Below are 17,534 nucleotides of genomic sequence, written 5' to 3'. Positions count from 1 at the left end.
GTAAAAAAGTAGGAGTAGGGTATGGTCACAGTACGTGAGCAACTTCCTGGACGTCTCAATGAGTTGTCGGAGGAAGCGACTGTAGAACATGCCGAACAAGCTCGACATGATTTGGCTGAATGGCTAAATCGGGTTCGTGGCATATTAGATGATATGGCGCTAAAACAACTCGAAGATGTAGCGCATTTAACTTTGCAAAAAGAACTGCAAAGTACGGTTAACCATCGTTCCAACACCTTTTATACCGGCATTGAAATGGCCGATATTTTGGCGCATTTACATGTGGATGAAGATACTTTGTCCGCAGCGATGCTGTATCGCAGTGTGCGTGAAGGCGTCATGACGCTTGAAGAAGTTCGTGAACATTTTGGTGAGCAAGTGCATAGTCTGGTCCAAGGGACCTTGGCGATGGGTAAACTTTCCGAACTGATTGAAAAGAACAAACGTCTAGAAGATCATTTTAATAATAATCAAAGAGAGCATTTAAGCGGCATTTATAAAATGCTGATTTCTGTGACCGAAGATGTTCGAGTGGTCTTGATTAAACTTGCAGAGCGTACTTATGCCTTGCGAGAATTGACTCAAGCATCACGCGAGCGTCAAGAGCGTGTTGCTCGAGAAATTTTGACCATTTACTCACCTTTGGCGCACCGTTTAGGGATTGCGCAGTTAAAGTGGGAACTGGAAGATTTAGCGTTTCGTTATTTAGCCCCAGAACGCTATAAAGAAATTGCAACCTTACTGAATGAAAAACGTTTAGAGCGCGAGCAATATATTCAGTTTGTCATTGATAAACTGAAAAATGAACTGGCGAGCTACGGTATCGAAGCCGAGATTAGCGGACGGGTGAAGCACATTTATTCGATTTATCGAAAAATGAAAAGCAAGAACCTTAGTTTCGATCAGCTGTATGATATTCGAGCGGTTCGGGTGTTGGTAAAAAGCGTACCTGAGTGTTATCACTCATTGGGAATCGTGCATCAAATTTGGCGTCATATTCCGCATCAATTTGATGATTACATTACCAATCCTAAAGCCAATGGCTATCGCTCATTGCATACTGCGGTCATTGCAGAGAACAAGTCACTTGAAGTGCAAATCCGAACCAAGGATATGCATAACGAGGCAGAGCTTGGGGTATGTTCGCACTTCAATTATAAAGAAGGCGCAAAAAATACCGATCATTCTTTTAATCATCGTTTACATTCATTGCGTGCAGTACTTGAGCATTATCAAGAACGTAATGATTCCAGCGCGCATAAATCAGATGATGATTCCGAGAATTTTGAACACGTTCAAGATTTTGAAGGATTTGAAAAAATCTATGTGTTTAGTCGTGATGGGGACATTAAAGAATTACCCCGTGGTTCAACCGTTTTAGACTTTGCCTATCATGTGCATACTGAAGTGGGGAATAAGTGTTATGCAGCGCGGGTCAACCAGCGCTATGTACCTTTAACCTATACTTTAAAAACCGGCGAACAGGTTGAAATTCTGACTAAAAAAGATCGCGAACCAAATCGTGACTGGTTAGTGAACTCGCTGGGTTATATCAAAACCTCTCGTGCACGCGATAAATTGCGTCACTGGTTTAGACAGCAAGACCGCAGTAAAAATTTGGAAGTTGGCCGTGAAATTCTGAATAAAGAACTTTTACGTTTGGCGATTCATCCAAAAAGCATTGATTTAAATGATTATTGCAATCACTTCAATGTCAAATTGGGTGAAGATATTCTGATTGGTTTGGTGAATGGCGATATCAGCCTGCATTCCTTGATCAATCAGGTCAATCGTCATATGCATATCGGTCAAGATGAACCTGAATTGGTACTCAAGCCGACCTTAAATCCGCGTGCAAGTCATACCTTGTCTGCACATGGTATTTTGATTGATGGTTTGGACAATGTGGAATTGCATATTGCGCAATGTTGTCAACCGGTTCATGGTGAGCCAATTGGTGGATATATCACGCTGAATCGTGGCGTCAGTATTCATAAGGTTGCCTGTCCGGATTATGTGCGCATGATTTCTCACGAACCTGAGCGTGCTGTTGAAGCCGATTGGGAAATGCAACCGACCCGTGGTCAAAGTGTACAGATTGTGGTGGAAGCCTATGACCGCCGTGGTCTGCTTAAAGATTTAACTCAAGTGATTTTTTCCGATCAAATCAATATTCGTCAGGTGAATACCATTTCAGAAACAGATGGTATTGCCAATATGAAGTTGTTAATTGAAGTGAAAGGTCTGGCACAGTTATCACGTTTGTTGGCACGTTTAGAGCAACAACCGGGGATTATTAGCGCACGTCGTTTGGTGCAAGGTAATTAATCCAAACCTGTAAATTACGACTGAAAAACCAGCAACTTGTGTTGCTGGTTTTTTATGCCTACCTGATTCTATGGTGTGGGTATTTTATTGATTTTTAATTAAATCAATTCATAAATTTAAATGGCAATATTTGCTCCATCATGGCGTGGTGCTGAATTTATACGATGCTGTATATTTTCAGCTGACATAAAAAAGCCCATCTGAAGATGGGCTTTTTTATGTCAATTCAAAGAAAAACTATTTAGGAATTTCTTCTTCTTCAAATTCAGGCTTAACCTGTACAATGAAGTCTTGACGATTCAGGCCACGCCACAGGGCAAAGGCAGTACCAATGTAAATTGAAGAATAGGTACCGACAAAAACCCCAATAAACATCGCCACAGAGAACCAGTGTAAACCTTCGCCACCGAGGAACATCATTGCCACGACAACAAGCAATAAGGTCATTGAGGTATGAATGGTACGGCGTAAAGTTTCTGTCAAAGAAATATCGATAACTTCACGCGGGCTTGCGCCACGGATCTTGCGGAAATTTTCACGAATACGATCCGATACCACGATGTTATCGTTTAACGAGAATCCTAAAAGTGCCAGAATTGCAGCCAATACGGTTAAGTCAAATGGCCATTGCATCATGGCAAAAACACCCACTGTTACAAGGACGTCATGGAATAACGAAAGAACCGCACCTATAGCTAACTTGAATTCGAAACGAATCGTGACGTATACCAACATTAACAGTAATGCCAATCCAACCGCACCTGCAGAGCGCAGATACAGCTCATTGCCGACTTGACCACCGACAGAGTCCACCTTGTGGACTTCAGCAGCATTATTCGGCAATTGGGCAGCTTTGGTAATCGCGTTACTCAAGTCTTCTACTTCAAGGTCTTGAGCTGGCATACGCACCAAAAGGTCTTTGTTGCTACCGAGGGTTTGCACCACAGCATCTTTGAAACCGGCTTGATCTAAAGCTTTAACCACTTCAGCCTGGTTTGCCGGTTGAGCATAGTTTAGTTCTGCAGAAACGCCCCCGGTAAAGTCCAAACCGAGGTTTAGACCTTTGGTCACAATAAAGAAGATGCTTGCAATCGTTAAAATGATGGAGAAAATTGCCGCCGGTTTGGCAATTTTCATAAACGGAATTATCCGTTCATCATCAGGGCGACCATATTTTTTTGAATCAGGTTGAGTCATATCAGTCATCATCGATCTCCTTAAATGCTCAACTTCTTCAGGTTACGCTTTTTGCCATAAATGAGCTGTACGATTGCACGGGTCACTGTAATTGCAGTAAACATCGAACAAATAATACCGATCATCAAGGTTACGGCGAAGCCTTTGATTGGACCTGTACCGATGGCAAACAGAATAAACGCAACCAGGAATGTGGTTAAGTTCGAGTCAAAAATGGTGTTATAAGCTCGATCATAGCCCGCGACAATCGCTTGTTTAGGCGAGGCTCCCCATTTCATCTCTTCCCTTATTCGCTCACAGATCAGTACGTTGGCATCCACCGCCATACCAATGGTGATCACGATACCTGCAATACCCGGAAGGGTTAGTGAAGCACCAATCCATGACATGACTGTCAGGATCATCGCCAAGTTGGCAAGCAGGGCAAAGTTAGCAATCACACCGAATAGACGGAAGAATACCACCATCCAGATTGCAACCAGAATGAAACCGATTTGAGTCGATAACACACCTTTGTCGATGTTTTCTTGACCCAGGCTTGGACCCACGACACGTTCTTCAACAAAGTACATTGGCGCAGCCAAAGCACCTGCACGAAGCATCAGCGCAAGTTCAGCCGCTTCTTGTGGAGAATCCAGACCGGTAATACGGAATTGTGAACCCAATACCGCTTGAATGGTTGCCGCATTAATCACCACAGATTCTGCATAAGGCGTACGCACTTCAGTTTGTGCACCGGTTACAGGATCGGGTACATAGCTGATTTTTTGCTTGTTCTCGATGAACAATACCGCCATGCGTTTACCAACTGCATTACGTGTTGCATCTGACATCAGCTTACCGCCAGCGCTGTCTAAAGTAATATTTACTTCAGCACCGCCAGTATCCTGGCTAAAGCCACTTGATGCATTTTGTACACGTTCACCGGTCAGAATACGGTTACGGTTGAGCAGTAATTCGCGACCACTATCCAGTGATTCATAAGCAAAAATTTCTGTACCTGGAGGTAATGCCTGACCAGTCGATTTACCGGTATACGGATCGATATATTGGTCATTCAAATCAGAAACCAGGCGGAATTCCAGGTTCGCTGTACGACCCAGGACACGTTTTGCTTCAGCAGTATCCTGAACACCCGGAAGTTCAACCACAATGCGGTTGCTACCTTGGGTTTGAACCAATGCTTCCGCTACACCCAACTCGTTAATACGGTTACGTAGAGTCGTTAAGTTTTGGTTTACCGCATAAGACTGAATTTCTTGCTTACGGACATCGGTATAGTTCAGGCGTAAAGTTGAACCTGATTCTGATGCAATCGCTTGCTGAGTGAATTCATTGCCATTGCGACGCAAGAAGTCCATCACGGCATCACGGTCACTGTTATTGGCAAACTGCACAGTAATGGTGTTGTTATTCAACGCAAGGCTATTGAATTTCAGCTTGTTGTCACGCAGTTGACGACGCAAATCAGTCGCAGATGTTTCCATACGCTGACTGATGGCTTTATCCATATCCACTTCAAGCAAGAAGTGAACACCACCACGTAAATCCAGACCCAATTTCATTGGTTTTGCACCAATTTTTTGTAGCCATTCAGGAGTGGTTGGCGCAAGGTTCAATGCAACAACATAATTATCGCCAAGTCCACGACGTAATACTTCTTTGGCTTTTAACTGTGCTTCAGAAGTATCAAGACGCAAAAGGGCAGCATTATTGCTAAAGCTGTTGTCATGGCTTGGAATTTTTTCACTTTCTAATAATTGCTCTGCTTTTTGTACGATGCTTTGATCAATTTGGGTACCGGCTTTGGCACCCGAAATTTGAACAGCAGGTTCATCGGGATACAAACTAGGCAGGGCATATAATGTGCTAATCACCAAAACCACGATGATCAGCAGATATTTCCATGCTGGGTAACGCATTTGTTTTCTTCTTAAAATGAAAAAGTCGTGCTAGGGCACGACTTTTTTTTGATTAGAGATTATTTAATGTGCCTTCAGGAAGAACTGAAATCACACTTGCACGCTGAATTTTTACTTCTACGCCACGGCTTAATTCAACCACTGCAAAATCACCTTCAATTTTAGTGATTTTACCCATTAAACCGCCGGCAAAAACCACTTCACTGCCTACACCTAGGCTTTCAACTAGCGTGCGGTGCTCTTTAGCGCGTTTTGCTTGAGGGCGCCAGATGAGGAAATAGAAAATTGCGACAAATACTGCAATCATCAAAAGGTTGGTTACCAAACTTGGCTGGGCTGCAGCTTCACCTGCTGCGTGAGCAGTAGAAATAAAAAGGCTCATTTCATTTTCCTAAAATAAAAAACTGTATATCAACAATATGATAATAAACTAACTTGTTCTGCAATTTACCTTGTCTTTTTCTTCAGCGCAAATGCTGAAAGATTAATCTTCAGGACAAGGAGGTACTTCTAGACCACGACATGCATAAAATTCTTGGACATATTGATCAAAAGTACCATTATCTAACGCATCACGAATGTCTTGTGTAAATCTTTGGTAATAACGCAGGTTATGAATTGTACCGAGCATAGAACCGAGCATTTCACCGCATTTTTCCAAATGGAATAAGTACGAGCGAGTGAAATTCTGGCAGGTGTAACAGTCGCATTGCGGATCAAGCGGGTTTTGGTCATGACGATATTTGGCATTACGAATACGCACCAAACCGTCGGTCACAAAATAATGACCGTTACGTGCATTACGGGTTGGCATCACGCAGTCAAACATGTCGACACCGCGACGGATCGCTTCAACGATATCTTCCGGTTTGCCGACACCCATCAGGTAGCGTGGTTTATCTTCAGGCATTTTCACAGGAAGATAATCCAGTACCTTGATCATTTCTTCTTTCGGTTCGCCCACAGAAAGACCGCCAATGGCAAAGCCATCAAAATCAATTTCTTTTAAACCATTCAGTGATTCATCACGAAGATCTTCGTACATGCCACCCTGGATAATACCGAACAGGGCATTTTTATTTTTGAGTACATCATGATGATGGGTTTTACAGCGTTTTGCCCAGCGTAGCGAGAGTTGCAATGATTTTTGCGCTTCTTCACGGGTTGCCGGGTAAGGCGTACATTCATCAAAAATCATCACGATGTCTGAATTCAAGGTATGTTGAATATCCATTGAAATTTCAGGTGATAAGAAAACTTTAGAGCCATCAATCGGCGAGCGGAAAGTCACACCATCTTCTTTGATCTTGCGCATTGCACCCAGACTGAATACCTGGAAGCCGCCTGAATCGGTTAAAATCGGTTTATTCCATTTCATGAACTCGTGTAAGCCACCATGTTCACGAATCACGTCTAAACCTGGACGCAAGTAAAGATGGAAAGTATTACCCAAAATAATTTGAGCTTTAATGTCTTCAATATCACGTGGGAGCATGCCTTTCACTGTACCGTAGGTACCAACAGGCATAAACACAGGCGTTTCAATAACACCATGTTCAAGCGTTAAACGACCACGACGGGCACGACCCGACTGGCCTAATTTTTCAAACTTCATACAATATCCTGAACAAAAGCGAAGCACTGCGTGCAGTGCAAGAGCGAATAAACAGTTCGCCGCTAAAAGTTGGCTATTTTCCTAGATTACGCACATAAACACCAGCGTTGTTGAATTTTAACTCGATACTTTCCTTTTCACGGTATATGGGGATAGTGATCATGATCCAGCAAAGTCAGGTTGTGGCTTGTATGATAGAACTGTTCAATCCGTTCTAATATTTCATTTTTTTCTAAGGCACAGCCATCTTTTATCCCAGAATCCATCGCTGCAATAGTCTGAATCAGTTTCTGGATATAGGGATTGCTATCAATGAAAGCCGATTCTAAAGTGAGCAAATAGGCTTGCTGCGCAATGTGTAAATAATCATAAGGTTCAACTTCCGCCATTTGTGCTAAATCAACCAGCAGATCTTTATCGGATTGAGAGAGTTTTTGTTTGCTACTTAGTTTTTTAGGCAGGGTTTCGGGAGCATGATGTTGAATGAATTCATCCAATAATCGGCTGCCGATATTGAGGCATTGTGCCGAATGGACTGCAACTTGCGGCTGATGGGGAAGGTGAATAAAAAACACAATATTATGGGTATCCAAACCATAAGAATGGGCAAAGGCTTCCTTGGCCTGTTTAAAGGCTGCTATCAGCAGGTCTAAATTATTTTGACGATTGTCGTGTTTTTGTTCCAGTAAGGGATTGCCAAAGATATGGGTTTTTTTTAAATAATCCGCCAAGATTAATTTAAATTGCGCAAAGCGGTTTTCGACGGATGAGTGAGAGCGATAGCGCCATTTTTTGACCTGCCATTTATCTTGCTCCGATAAATATTGAGCTGGATCTTCATGCTCCGCGAATAAACTCCGAATGGTCGAGATTGCTAGATCTTCTATCCTTAAATATTCATTGAAGACCAAGGCACAGGCATAAATCTGATCTTCATTATATTGATCGTATAAGGGGTAAAACTCTTCAATCAACGCATCTTTGAGTAAGGGGATATGTTCTAACATGGGCTTTATTCTTTTTTTATGAAGTTAATATTTTTTTTAAATCGCGGATTCAAATACCAAGTGCGACACATTTGTATTTAGTTGAAAAAGTTAGGTGTATTAGAATCATTAGACTTTTTCAACTCGCAATTGGAAAGCACACAATGAAGCAATACACCCAACTTTCTCAAGAAGAAAGATACGAAATTTATGCTGCTTTGAAAAGTAAATCTTCAATCTCCACCCTTGCCAGAGAGCTTGGACGTTCCCGATCAACCATTTATCGTGAGATCAAAAGGAATACAGGACAACGTGGCTATCGGGCTAAACAGGCTGAGCATCTCTCCAGCCAACGACGATATCGATCCTCATCTCAGATGACAGATTTCGCTATAATCTACATCCGTTATCTGATTGCTCTGGATTGGTCACCTGAACAGGTTGCGGGGGCTTTGAAACAACGTGGCTGGTTAGATGTCCCATCGCATGAATGGGTCTATCAGTACATTTATCAGGATAAATCTAAGGGTGGAAAATTGCATCAGCATTTAAGACACCAGAAAACATATCGCAAGCGGGGTTATAAAAACACAGATCGTAGAGGTCAACTTGTTGATAGAACAAGTATTCATTGTCGTGATGAGGTCATCGAGAAACGTCAACGCCTAGGTGATTTTGAAGGTGATACTGTAATAGGCAAGAATCATAAGGGAGCATTATTAACCCTGGTTGAACGCAAGAGTCTGTATGTACATATCGTTCATTTGGGGCAAACGAGAACCACAGCTAAAACGATCTCGTGTGCTTTAGCATGTTTGCGTAGTAGTCATGCCTATAGTGTGACCTTTGATAATGGCAAGGAATTCTCAGAGCATAGGCGGATAACGGACGCAGGCATAGAGACTTACTTTGCAGATCCGTACAAGTCTATTCAACGAGCCAGAAATGAAAATACGAATGGTCTGATCAGACAATATCTGCCAAAATCCTCATCGTTTGATCATGTTTCAAAAGAGCGGATAGAACAGATAGAGACTGCTCTAAATAATCGTCCTAGAAAGACACTGGGCTGGTATACACCCAGTGATATTATGGCTGGTTTTTATACTGTTGCACTTGCCGCTTGAATCCGCCAATTAAAATTTTTGGACTTCTTGCTGTTATTTATGAAGAGTGAATACAAGAAGTCCCAAGGTATTAAAAATTAGGTCGATAGTCAAAATTTTGAGTGACGGCTTGATCTCGAAAGGGACGAATGGCTTTTTTACCCATGGTCATGGTGTTCACTATATTATTAGGGAAAATCTGAATATGGTTATTAAATAACTCTACATTACGGTTGAAAATGGTAATGGCTGCGCCGACATTTTCATTCTGTTCTTCAATTTCATTCATCATTTTCAGATAAATTTCATTGGCTTTTAGTTCGGGATAGTTCTCCACCACGACATTGAGACTACGCATCAATTCTTTATTCAAGCTTTCAATGCGTTGTAATTGAGATACATCGGTATTATTTAAATTGAGATTTAAAATATTCTGACGCAGTTCAGTCACTTTTTCTAAAGTGCCTTTTTCAAAACCTGAATATTGTTCAACTAAAGGCTGTAAGCCATCCAGAATTTTAATTTTCTGACGTTCATAGCTGGCCACATCTGACCAGGCACGTACAGAAGCATTGTGATGACGAACAATATTATTGCGAATCATGATACATGCGACGACCACAGCAATGATCAATAGCAAAAAAATTAACAGCCCCATTGATATGTCCCCAAAACATCCATTATTATTTTAAAAAATGCGTTAAATCACGCTGTAAGCTTTCTAAATAAGGTAATTTAAAAGTGCGCAAGTGTCCACGTAATGCGGAAATATCTTGAATGTTTTTAGCTTGTGTCGATATTTTAAATAAATCGGCAGGCCCTAAAAAGCATAAGGTATGACTGGTCGGGTGGAAGATTAAATCGCCCTGACGTTGGGTAAAAAAATCAGCCAATTTCAGTACGAATGCCGGTGATAGGATTTTTGCAGTTTGCATTTCATCACTGCCAAAAATGTTGAGTTTCTGATTGGTCTGAATATCACTGGTATGCCAGGGAAAGCTGTAAGGATAATAAAAATCTTTGTTGGCAGTGGTCACTGCAATACCTTGCGTTTCGACATCAAAAACAAAGACACCCCACAAATCTTTGTGGACTTCTTTCACTTTGACATTATTGCCATCTTTATCGCGGACGCGGACTTCATTGATAAAATGATATTGAAACACCATGACCTGATGTTCTTGGCCTTCCTCATCTGCCCAGACCGTGCTGGCGTAATAGGGAATATCGTTAGAAAGGGTACCTTGATTAAACACCGGAAACAGCCGTTTTAAGTGGGCAATGAATAAAACCGGTTGCAGCGGAACAGAAATATGTTGCGGTTGTTGCTGAAAGGCGAGCTGGTATTTTTTGGCGATGCTTTGTTGTTCTAGATATTCGATGACCTCATCAATCGGCTTTTTATCTTCATAGCTGATATACGCCCAAAAAATCATAAATAGGCCGGTTACCAGACCAACCTGTAACCAGATATTGGTCGGGAGAATAAAAATCAGCAGCATAAAAAAAAGCCCTAGCGCAGCTAAAAGTAGCGGTAGGACATTTTCAAATTTGAGCACGATCGGTGCATTCCACGGATGCAAACTATCCAGGATATCTTGCTGGGTTTGAGCCTGACGACCAATCTCCCAGAGCCGCGCAATATTTTGAAAAACCCGTTCATTTTTTTTACGTCGAATATGAATCGAATGTTTAACAGTATCGAGCGGCATGGTGTGCTTCTTTTTATCGGCAAATATTTAAGGCGTAATTTTATCAATCAGCATGGCATCGCCATAACTAAAGAAGCGGTATTTTTCTTCTACCGCATGATGATAGGCATTCAAAATATTATCACGATTCGATAATGCTGAAACCAGCATCAACAAGGTGGATTCAGGCAAATGGAAGTTGGTAATTAAACGATCGACCACTTTAAAGTCATAACCTGGATAGATGAAAATTTGTGTATCACCTGTCCATGCATCTAATGTACCGCCATGTGCCTGAGCTGCACTTTCAACGGCACGTGTTGCTGTTGTTCCAACCGAAATGACTTTATTGCCACGTGCTTTAGTTTGACGAATCAGTTCAACCGTATGTTCTGGAACATCACACCATTCGCTATGCATAATGTGGTTTTGAATATCATCTGTACGTACCGGCAAGAAGGTGCCTGCACCTACATGCAATGTCACAAATGTTTTTTGAATCCCTTTTACTTCAAGTTTTTCCAATAGGTTTTGGTCGAAGTGCAGGCTGGCGGTGGGTGCTGCGACACTTGCCAATTTTGTCGGGTCATTAAACACCGTTTGGTAACGTTCGGTATCAATGGCTTCTGCTTCACGGTTGAAATAAGGTGGAATCGGTAAAGCACCGTATTGATCCAGAACATCTAAAATCGGTTGTGAAAACTCGACAATAAACAAGTTTTCATGGCGACCTTGCACCGTCACTTTTACCGCATCTTCACCAATAAAAAGTTCAGCACCGGCTTTAGGCGTGTTGCTGGCTTTAATGTGGCAGTATGCAATAAATTTGTCCTGCATCCGTTCCACTAAAACTTCTACAGCACCACCAGAGGCACGTTTACCTTTCAGGCGTGCTTTCATCACTTTGGTGTCATTTAAAATCAGTAAGTCACCAGAGTCGAGTAAATCAAGAATGTCGGTAAAATGACAATCGTGATATTGCCCTTGAGCATCTAAATGCAAAAGACGTGAAGCACTACGCGTATCTAGAGGGTAGCGAGCAATGAGTTCGTCAGGGAGATCAAAGTTAAAGTCAGAAAGTTGCATCTTCAATGTATAAAAATAAGAAAAACGTCCGCATTATAGTCCTGAAAAGGACAAACGAGAGGATATCTGATGCTTTTTAAAACAAAGTTTTTGTTTTTGCTATAAAAGTGATCAATTGATCAAATTAGATAATTGACAATTTAAAGTTTGGTAGTAATATAGCCACCACAAGCTAATGCGCTTGTAGCCCCTTTCCCGAGGTGGTGAAATTGGTAGACGCGGCGGACTCAAAATCCGCTGTCAGAGATGACGTGTCGGTTCGAGTCCGACCCTCGGGACCAGATATTAAAAAGCCCTCAAGCACTATAAGACTTGAGGGTTTTTTTTATTGTTTAAAGAAAATTTCTGACTAAATTTTGAATAAAGAATAACTAAAAAGCAAATCTGCCTTAAATTGTCACATTTGATCTATTTGTGTCTTTTTTCATTGTGTTCTATGTGAAAGTTTGTTAATAAAGTTAAGGGGAATAGTTAGTTTTTTTATCAATAGGGGTAAAACAAATTTACGAGGCAGATATGAAAATGCAGTTACTCGAAATAGGCTCGGAAACTGAGCAACTCAGTGCATGTAGAATATCATTATTGCTTGGTGTTTTTACTTCAGAAAATCGTGTCGAAGGTTTTTTAAAGTTTGCGCGTGGCATTCTGCAAGCAGAGCGTGGCATTCTTGCTTTTCATCATGAACCGTATATTTGGTATTCTGCACCCGAATCTTTTAAAGCATTTCATGCGCAAAAAGAAGCCAATTTGGTCTCCTTTTTTGAAGGCGATACTATTCTCACAACAAAACATAAGAACTATGCTGCTTTTTCTCAACATGTGCATGATTTGGGTGTTGGGCACAATCGTATTGTCGGTTTCGATTTAAAAATCAATAAAACAGAGTCTATTGGACAAGTCCTTTTATTTGATGAGCAGACTGAATCCTTTAATGATGAAAATTTACAGCTGGTGCATGAATTTGCCATGAGCTTGATTAATATCATTGAATTACGTTCAAACTATGCCGAGCTCAAAGAATTATATGAACAGCAATCTGCTTTAAATTTTAGTAAAACCAAGTTTTTTCAAATTATTGCGCATGATCTGCGTGCGCCATTTCATGGCTTAATCGGTTTCTCGGAAGTGTTGGCTCAAGAGCGAGAAACACTGGATGATTCTAGTATTCAGAGTATTGCTGATTATTTGTTGGACACTTCGCAGTCAACCTATAATCTTTTAGAAAGTTTATTGAATTGGGCCATGGCAGAAGGTGGGCGCTTTGTTTACCACCCGATTAATTTTAATTTAAAACAATCCTCAAAAATTGTTTTTGATGTCTTGAATAGCTTGGCGATTAAGAAAAATATCCAGCTGATTGATCAAGTGCCTGACGATATAAAAGTCTATGCCGATATTAATATGGTGACCTCCGTTTTACAGAATCTGGTTTCAAACGCACTGAAATTCACCCATGTGGATGGTACGGGGAAAGTCACCATTCATGCAGAACAATCCGCACAGTATGTTGATATATACATTCAAGATACCGGCTTGGGGATGACTCAACCGCAGATTGACGAGCTTTTCCAACCCCGCTTAACAGTAAGTTTTAAAGGAACTGCTGGTGAGAAAGGCACAGGATTGGGCTTGGTATTATGTAAACGTTTCGTCGATTTGAATCAAGGTGAAATTTCTGTGCAATCCAAAGAAGGTGCGGGGACGACGTTTAAAGTCTCTTTACCAACAGCCTTGAATGCACATCAAACTTTATCTTTGAATGGCGTGAAGCAAGCCATTACTGAATAAATCAGAACAGAACGCTAAATTTATTTTCCACTATTTCTTTTCAACTGATATAACTAGAAAAAACTCGGCTGAAGGTTTGAAAATGAATGCGGAACAATTGCACAAAACATTACGTGCTAGCCAATACGTAGAACAAGTATTGGGAAATCATGCAGTACTCCTCGAACAAGATTATGCAATTGACCAATTTCTCGTTCCTTTAAGCACCACGCAAATCCAGAACTTTGTGGATCGCGCTTTAGACAATATCACTGATGAAATCACATGGATGCGTGCGATTCGTGTGCTTCGTGCACGTTTGATGTTTCGCTGGATCTGGCAGGATGCCAACCAACTTACCGATGTGGTCACCTTGACCCGTGAACTTTCAGACTTTGCTGATGCCTCCATTTGCGCAGCAAAAAAATTCGCAAGAGTTCCTCTGGTTGCAAAGCACGGCGAACCGATGGGTTATAACGGTACGGTACAAGATTTAATTGTGGTCGCCATGGGTAAACTGGGTGCTCAAGAACTTAATCTTTCAAGTGATATAGATCTTATTTTTGCTTTCGATGAGCAAGGTGAAACCAATGGTCGTAAATGTATTGATGTACAGCAATTCTGTATTTTGTGGGGACAGAAACTGATTTATCTGCTGGATCATATGACTGCGGATGGTTTTGTATTCCGTGTTGATATGCGTTTGCGTCCATGGGGGGATGGTTCGGCACTGGCGATTAGTCATGTTGCTTTGGAAAAATACTTAAGTCAGCACGGGCGTGAATGGGAACGTTATGCCTGGATTAAAGCACGTATTGTGACCGGTGGAAAAGAAGGTGATGAACTTCTGGAGATGACCCGACCTTTCGTGTTCCGGAAGTATGTCGACTACACTGCCTTTGAAGCCATGCGTGAAATGAAGGCCATGATTGAACGCGAAGTGCTGCGCCGTAATATTGAAGATGACATTAAGCTCGGTGCAGGCGGTATTCGTGAAGTCGAATTTATTGTGCAGGTTTTTCAGCTGATTTACGGTGGCTCCAAGCTTGAATTGCAAGACCGTCAATGTTTAGTCAGCCTGCATCATCTGGGTGAGGTGGGGTTGCTTGATGTGCAAGCCGTGGCTGAACTGGAAGATGCTTATTTATTCTTGCGCCGTGTTGAACACGCTATTCAGGCGTTGAATGATCAACAAACCCAGTCCTTGCCGAGTGAGCCTGAATTACGTCAGCGCATGATTGAAACTTTAGGCTTTGCGGATTGGGATGTCTTCATTGCATTTCTGAATCAGAAACGCGCGAAAGTTATTTTTCAGTTTGAACACCTGATTAAGGAAAAAGAACCCGATCCGTTAATAGAAAGTTTTAGCCAACTGGAAAAACAGTTAGATGCCGTGCTGGATGACAATGCCAAAAACCTGATTCATGAATTCTGGTATGGACATGCGCTAAAGAAATTGCCGGCGAAAGCGGTTCAGCGTTTAAAAGCCTTCTGGCCACATTTGATTGAAGCCATTTTGCAGTCGGATAAACCGCAAGTGGCATTATTACGCTTAATGCCTTTGGTTGAATCGGTGATGCGTCGAACTGTGTATCTGGTGATGCTGATTGAAAGCAAAGGGGCGTTGCAACGTCTGGTTAAAATGTCTACCGTAAGCCCGTGGATTTGTGAGGAACTCACCCATTATCCAGTGTTGCTTGATGAATTCTTGTCGATGGATTTTGAATTGCCGAAACGTCAAGATTTAGAAGATTCACTGCGCCAGCAACTACTTCGCATTGAGATTGATCAGGTTGAAGATCAAATGCGGGTGTTAAGATTATTCAAAAAATCTAATGTCTTGGCGGTTGCGGCCAGTGATGTTTTAGCCGAAAGTCCACTCATGAAAGTGTCGGATGCACTGACGGATATTGCAGAAGTCTCGGTCAATGCCACCTTACAGTTGGCGTATCAAATTACGGCGAAAAAACATGGCTATCCGCTTGATGCAGAGGGTCAACGTTGTTCACTTGATCACATGGCATTTGTCGTGGCAGGCTATGGAAAGCTGGGTGGAATCGAGATGGGCTACGGCTCTGATCTGGATCTGGTGTTTATTCATTATATGAGTGAACAGGGCGATACTGATGGTCAGAAGCCGATTAGTGGGTTCGAGTTTGCCATGCGGGTTGCTCAAAAGTTGATGTCGTTGATGACCACGCAAACTCTGGATGGTCGGGTCTATGAAATTGATACCCGTTTGCGTCCATCGGGTGAGGCGGGTTTATTGGTGACCAGTCTAAAAGCCTTTGAGCAGTATCAGCTGAAAAGTGCCTGGGTGTGGGAACATCAGGCTTTGGTTCGTGCACGATCTATTGCTGGTGAAAAAAGTTTACGTGAAAAATTTGAAGCATTACGGTGCCTTATTTTGACCCAGCCGCGAGATGAAGCTAAAGTTCGGGAAGAAGTTTTGAAGATGCGCCAAAAAATGAAAGACCATTTAGGCTCATCGAAAGAACAGCAAAAAGATGGAATTTTTCATTTAAAACAGGACGCAGGTGGTATCGTTGATATAGAATTTATGGCACAGTATGCGGTGTTAGCCTGGAGTGGGTCGAATCCCGATCTCGCCCATTACTCCGACAATGTACGAATCCTTGAAGATGCCGCAAAAGCAGGTTGCTTATCCAGCGACGACGCGACAGCATTGATTCAAGCTTATCTCAGTGAACGAGCCGAGAGCCACCGTTTAGCCCTTGCGAATCAATCCATGCAAGTGAATGCTGCGGACTGGCACGATACCCGCGTGATCGTTTGCAAGTTATGGCAAAGATTAATTGATCCAACTGCAAATATTTGCATTGGATAAAGATGACTGTGTATAAAAATTTGGAGAGTGCGCCATGAACTTGGCTGATCGTGATGGTTTTATTTGGCAAGATGGACAAATGGTTGATTGGCGTGAGGCAAAAATCCACGTCTTAACACATACCTTACATTACAGTATGGGTGTGTTTGAAGGTGTCCGTGCTTATGAGACTCCTAACGGAACTGCGATTTTCCGTCTTCAGGATCATACAAAACGTTTGCTCAACTCTGCAAAAATTTATCAAATGAAAGTTCCATTTGATCAAAAAACTCTAGAGCAAGCTCAAATTGATGTCGTACGTGAAAATAAATTAGCGTCTTGCTATTTGCGTCCAATTATCTTTATCGGTTCTGAAAAACTGGGTATCGCTGCAACTGACAATACCATTCATGCGACTGTTGCTGCATGGAGCTGGGGTGCTTACCTTGGTGATGAAGCGATGGCGAAAGGTATTCGTGTTAAAACTTCATCATTTACCCATCATCATCCTAACGTGACGATGTGTAAGGCAAAAGCATCGGGTAACTATACTTTGTCTATTCTTGCACACCAAGAAGTTGCACATTCTGGTTACGATGAAGCAATGTTGATGGACCCACAAGGCTATGTATGTCAGGGTTCAGGTGAAAACGTATTCTTGGTTAAAGATGGCGCATTGCATACACCTGATATCGCTGGCGGTGCTTTAGACGGTATTACGCGTCAAACCATTATTACCATTGCCAAAGACTTGGGTATTGAAGTGTTTGAACGCCGTATCACCCGTGATGAATTCTACATTGGTGATGAAGCCTTCTTTACTGGTACTGCTGCTGAAGTAACACCAATTCGTGAATATGATGATCGTGAAATTGGTTGTGGTTCACGTGGTCCAATTACCACACAAATTCAAAAAGCATTCTTTGATGCAGTTCAGGGTAAAGACCCTAAATATGCACATTGGTTGACTTACGTAAAATAAGTTGATCGGTTAAGATGAAGAGGCGAA

13 protein-coding genes and 1 tRNA gene are annotated in these 17,534 nt (G+C 41.9%); 6 read left to right on the top strand and 8 right to left on the bottom strand.

What is annotated here, in order from left to right; all coding sequences use genetic code 11:
• Positions 1–21: 21 nt before the first annotated feature.
• A complete protein-coding gene (locus E0409_RS05525) occupies positions 22–2,328 on the top strand; it encodes a RelA/SpoT family protein (RefSeq protein ID WP_131288653.1) in 2,307 nt (768 codons plus the stop codon).
• 237 nt (positions 2,329–2,565) lie between these two features.
• Here E0409_RS05525 and secF read toward each other — a convergent pair whose 3' ends face one another.
• The 5 genes from secF to E0409_RS05500 all read right to left on the bottom strand — a co-directional run bounded on the left by secF (position 2,566) and on the right by E0409_RS05500 (position 8,069).
• Entirely contained in the window at positions 2,566–3,537 is a 972-nt protein-coding gene (secF, locus tag E0409_RS05520) for a protein translocase subunit SecF (RefSeq protein ID WP_131288651.1), read from the bottom strand.
• Between the two features lie 8 nt (positions 3,538–3,545).
• On the bottom strand, positions 3,546–5,447 hold the full coding sequence (secD, locus tag E0409_RS05515) for a protein translocase subunit SecD (protein WP_131288648.1): 1,902 nt from the start codon (positions 5,445–5,447) through the stop codon (positions 3,546–3,548).
• A gap of 52 nt (positions 5,448–5,499) precedes the next feature.
• On the bottom strand, positions 5,500–5,829 hold the full coding sequence (yajC, locus tag E0409_RS05510) for a preprotein translocase subunit YajC (protein WP_131288646.1): 330 nt from the start codon (positions 5,827–5,829) through the stop codon (positions 5,500–5,502).
• 102 nt (positions 5,830–5,931) lie between these two features.
• Entirely contained in the window at positions 5,932–7,062 is a 1,131-nt protein-coding gene (gene tgt / locus E0409_RS05505) for a tRNA guanosine(34) transglycosylase Tgt (RefSeq protein WP_131288644.1), read from the bottom strand.
• Positions 7,063–7,199: 137 nt separating this feature from the next.
• Positions 7,200–8,069 carry a DUF4303 domain-containing protein gene (locus E0409_RS05500; protein ID WP_131288642.1) on the bottom strand — a complete coding sequence of 290 codons (870 nt, stop codon included), beginning with the start codon at positions 8,067–8,069 and terminating at the stop codon, positions 7,200–7,202.
• A 143-nt stretch (positions 8,070–8,212) separates the two neighbouring features.
• On the opposite strand from E0409_RS05500, the gene E0409_RS05495 reads away from it, so the two are divergent.
• The gene (locus E0409_RS05495) at positions 8,213–9,175 is read left to right on the top strand and encodes an IS30 family transposase (protein ID WP_131288640.1); all 963 of its coding nucleotides are present in this window, start codon (positions 8,213–8,215) and stop codon (positions 9,173–9,175) included.
• Positions 9,176–9,245: 70 nt separating this feature from the next.
• Here E0409_RS05495 and E0409_RS05490 read toward each other — a convergent pair whose 3' ends face one another.
• Genes E0409_RS05490 through queA form a run of 3 tightly spaced genes read right to left on the bottom strand, consistent with a single transcriptional unit; the run spans position 9,246 to position 11,931 of the window.
• Entirely contained in the window at positions 9,246–9,812 is a 567-nt protein-coding gene (locus E0409_RS05490; protein ID WP_131288638.1) for a LemA family protein, read from the bottom strand.
• Positions 9,813–9,837: 25 nt separating this feature from the next.
• Entirely contained in the window at positions 9,838–10,866 is a 1,029-nt protein-coding gene (locus E0409_RS05485) for a hypothetical protein (RefSeq protein ID WP_131288636.1), read from the bottom strand.
• 27 nt (positions 10,867–10,893) lie between these two features.
• On the bottom strand, positions 10,894–11,931 hold the full coding sequence (gene queA, locus E0409_RS05480; RefSeq protein ID WP_131288634.1) for a tRNA preQ1(34) S-adenosylmethionine ribosyltransferase-isomerase QueA: 1,038 nt from the start codon (positions 11,929–11,931) through the stop codon (positions 10,894–10,896).
• A gap of 194 nt (positions 11,932–12,125) precedes the next feature.
• Between queA and E0409_RS05475 the strand changes: the two genes are divergently transcribed.
• From E0409_RS05475 to E0409_RS05460, 4 genes are all read left to right on the top strand, one after another.
• Positions 12,126–12,212 (top strand) — tRNA-Leu (locus E0409_RS05475).
• A 235-nt stretch (positions 12,213–12,447) separates the two neighbouring features.
• Complete coding sequence (locus E0409_RS05470) at positions 12,448–13,719, top strand: sensor histidine kinase (RefSeq protein WP_131288632.1); 1,272 nt, start codon at positions 12,448–12,450, stop codon at positions 13,717–13,719.
• A gap of 82 nt (positions 13,720–13,801) precedes the next feature.
• A complete protein-coding gene (gene glnE, locus E0409_RS05465; protein WP_131288630.1) occupies positions 13,802–16,546 on the top strand; it encodes a bifunctional [glutamate--ammonia ligase]-adenylyl-L-tyrosine phosphorylase/[glutamate--ammonia-ligase] adenylyltransferase in 2,745 nt (914 codons plus the stop codon).
• 34 nt (positions 16,547–16,580) lie between these two features.
• Positions 16,581–17,507 (top strand): branched-chain amino acid transaminase, encoded by a 927-nt coding sequence (locus tag E0409_RS05460; protein ID WP_131288628.1) that lies wholly within the window; start codon positions 16,581–16,583, stop codon positions 17,505–17,507.
• Positions 17,508–17,534 lie beyond the last annotated feature (27 nt).

It is taken from the genome of Acinetobacter sp. ANC 4862 (genome assembly GCF_004336635.1).
Classification (GTDB): Bacteria; Pseudomonadota; Gammaproteobacteria; order Pseudomonadales; family Moraxellaceae; genus Acinetobacter.
This window is presented reverse-complemented; position numbering and strand designations above follow the sequence as displayed.

Excerpts from the sequence above, each read along its gene's own strand:
- yajC (WP_131288646.1), bottom strand. The coding sequence starts at position 5,829 with ATGAGCCTTTTTATTTCTACTGCTCACGCAGCAGGTGAAGCTGCAGCC.
- E0409_RS05470 (WP_131288632.1), top strand. The coding sequence starts at position 12,448 with ATGAAAATGCAGTTACTCGAAATAGGCTCGGAAACTGAGCAACTCAGT.
- E0409_RS05490 (WP_131288638.1), bottom strand. The coding sequence starts at position 9,812 with ATGGGGCTGTTAATTTTTTTGCTATTGATCATTGCTGTGGTCGTCGCA.
- tgt (WP_131288644.1), bottom strand. The coding sequence starts at position 7,062 with ATGAAGTTTGAAAAATTAGGCCAGTCGGGTCGTGCCCGTCGTGGTCGT.
- E0409_RS05500 (WP_131288642.1), bottom strand. The coding sequence starts at position 8,069 with ATGTTAGAACATATCCCCTTACTCAAAGATGCGTTGATTGAAGAGTTT.
- E0409_RS05525 (WP_131288653.1), top strand. The coding sequence starts at position 22 with ATGGTCACAGTACGTGAGCAACTTCCTGGACGTCTCAATGAGTTGTCG.
- secD (WP_131288648.1), bottom strand. The coding sequence starts at position 5,447 with ATGCGTTACCCAGCATGGAAATATCTGCTGATCATCGTGGTTTTGGTG.
- E0409_RS05495 (WP_131288640.1), top strand. The coding sequence starts at position 8,213 with ATGAAGCAATACACCCAACTTTCTCAAGAAGAAAGATACGAAATTTAT.
- E0409_RS05485 (WP_131288636.1), bottom strand. The coding sequence starts at position 10,866 with ATGCCGCTCGATACTGTTAAACATTCGATTCATATTCGACGTAAAAAA.
- glnE (WP_131288630.1), top strand. The coding sequence starts at position 13,802 with ATGAATGCGGAACAATTGCACAAAACATTACGTGCTAGCCAATACGTA.
- E0409_RS05460 (WP_131288628.1), top strand. The coding sequence starts at position 16,581 with ATGAACTTGGCTGATCGTGATGGTTTTATTTGGCAAGATGGACAAATG.
- queA (WP_131288634.1), bottom strand. The coding sequence starts at position 11,931 with ATGCAACTTTCTGACTTTAACTTTGATCTCCCTGACGAACTCATTGCT.
- secF (WP_131288651.1), bottom strand. The coding sequence starts at position 3,537 with ATGATGACTGATATGACTCAACCTGATTCAAAAAAATATGGTCGCCCT.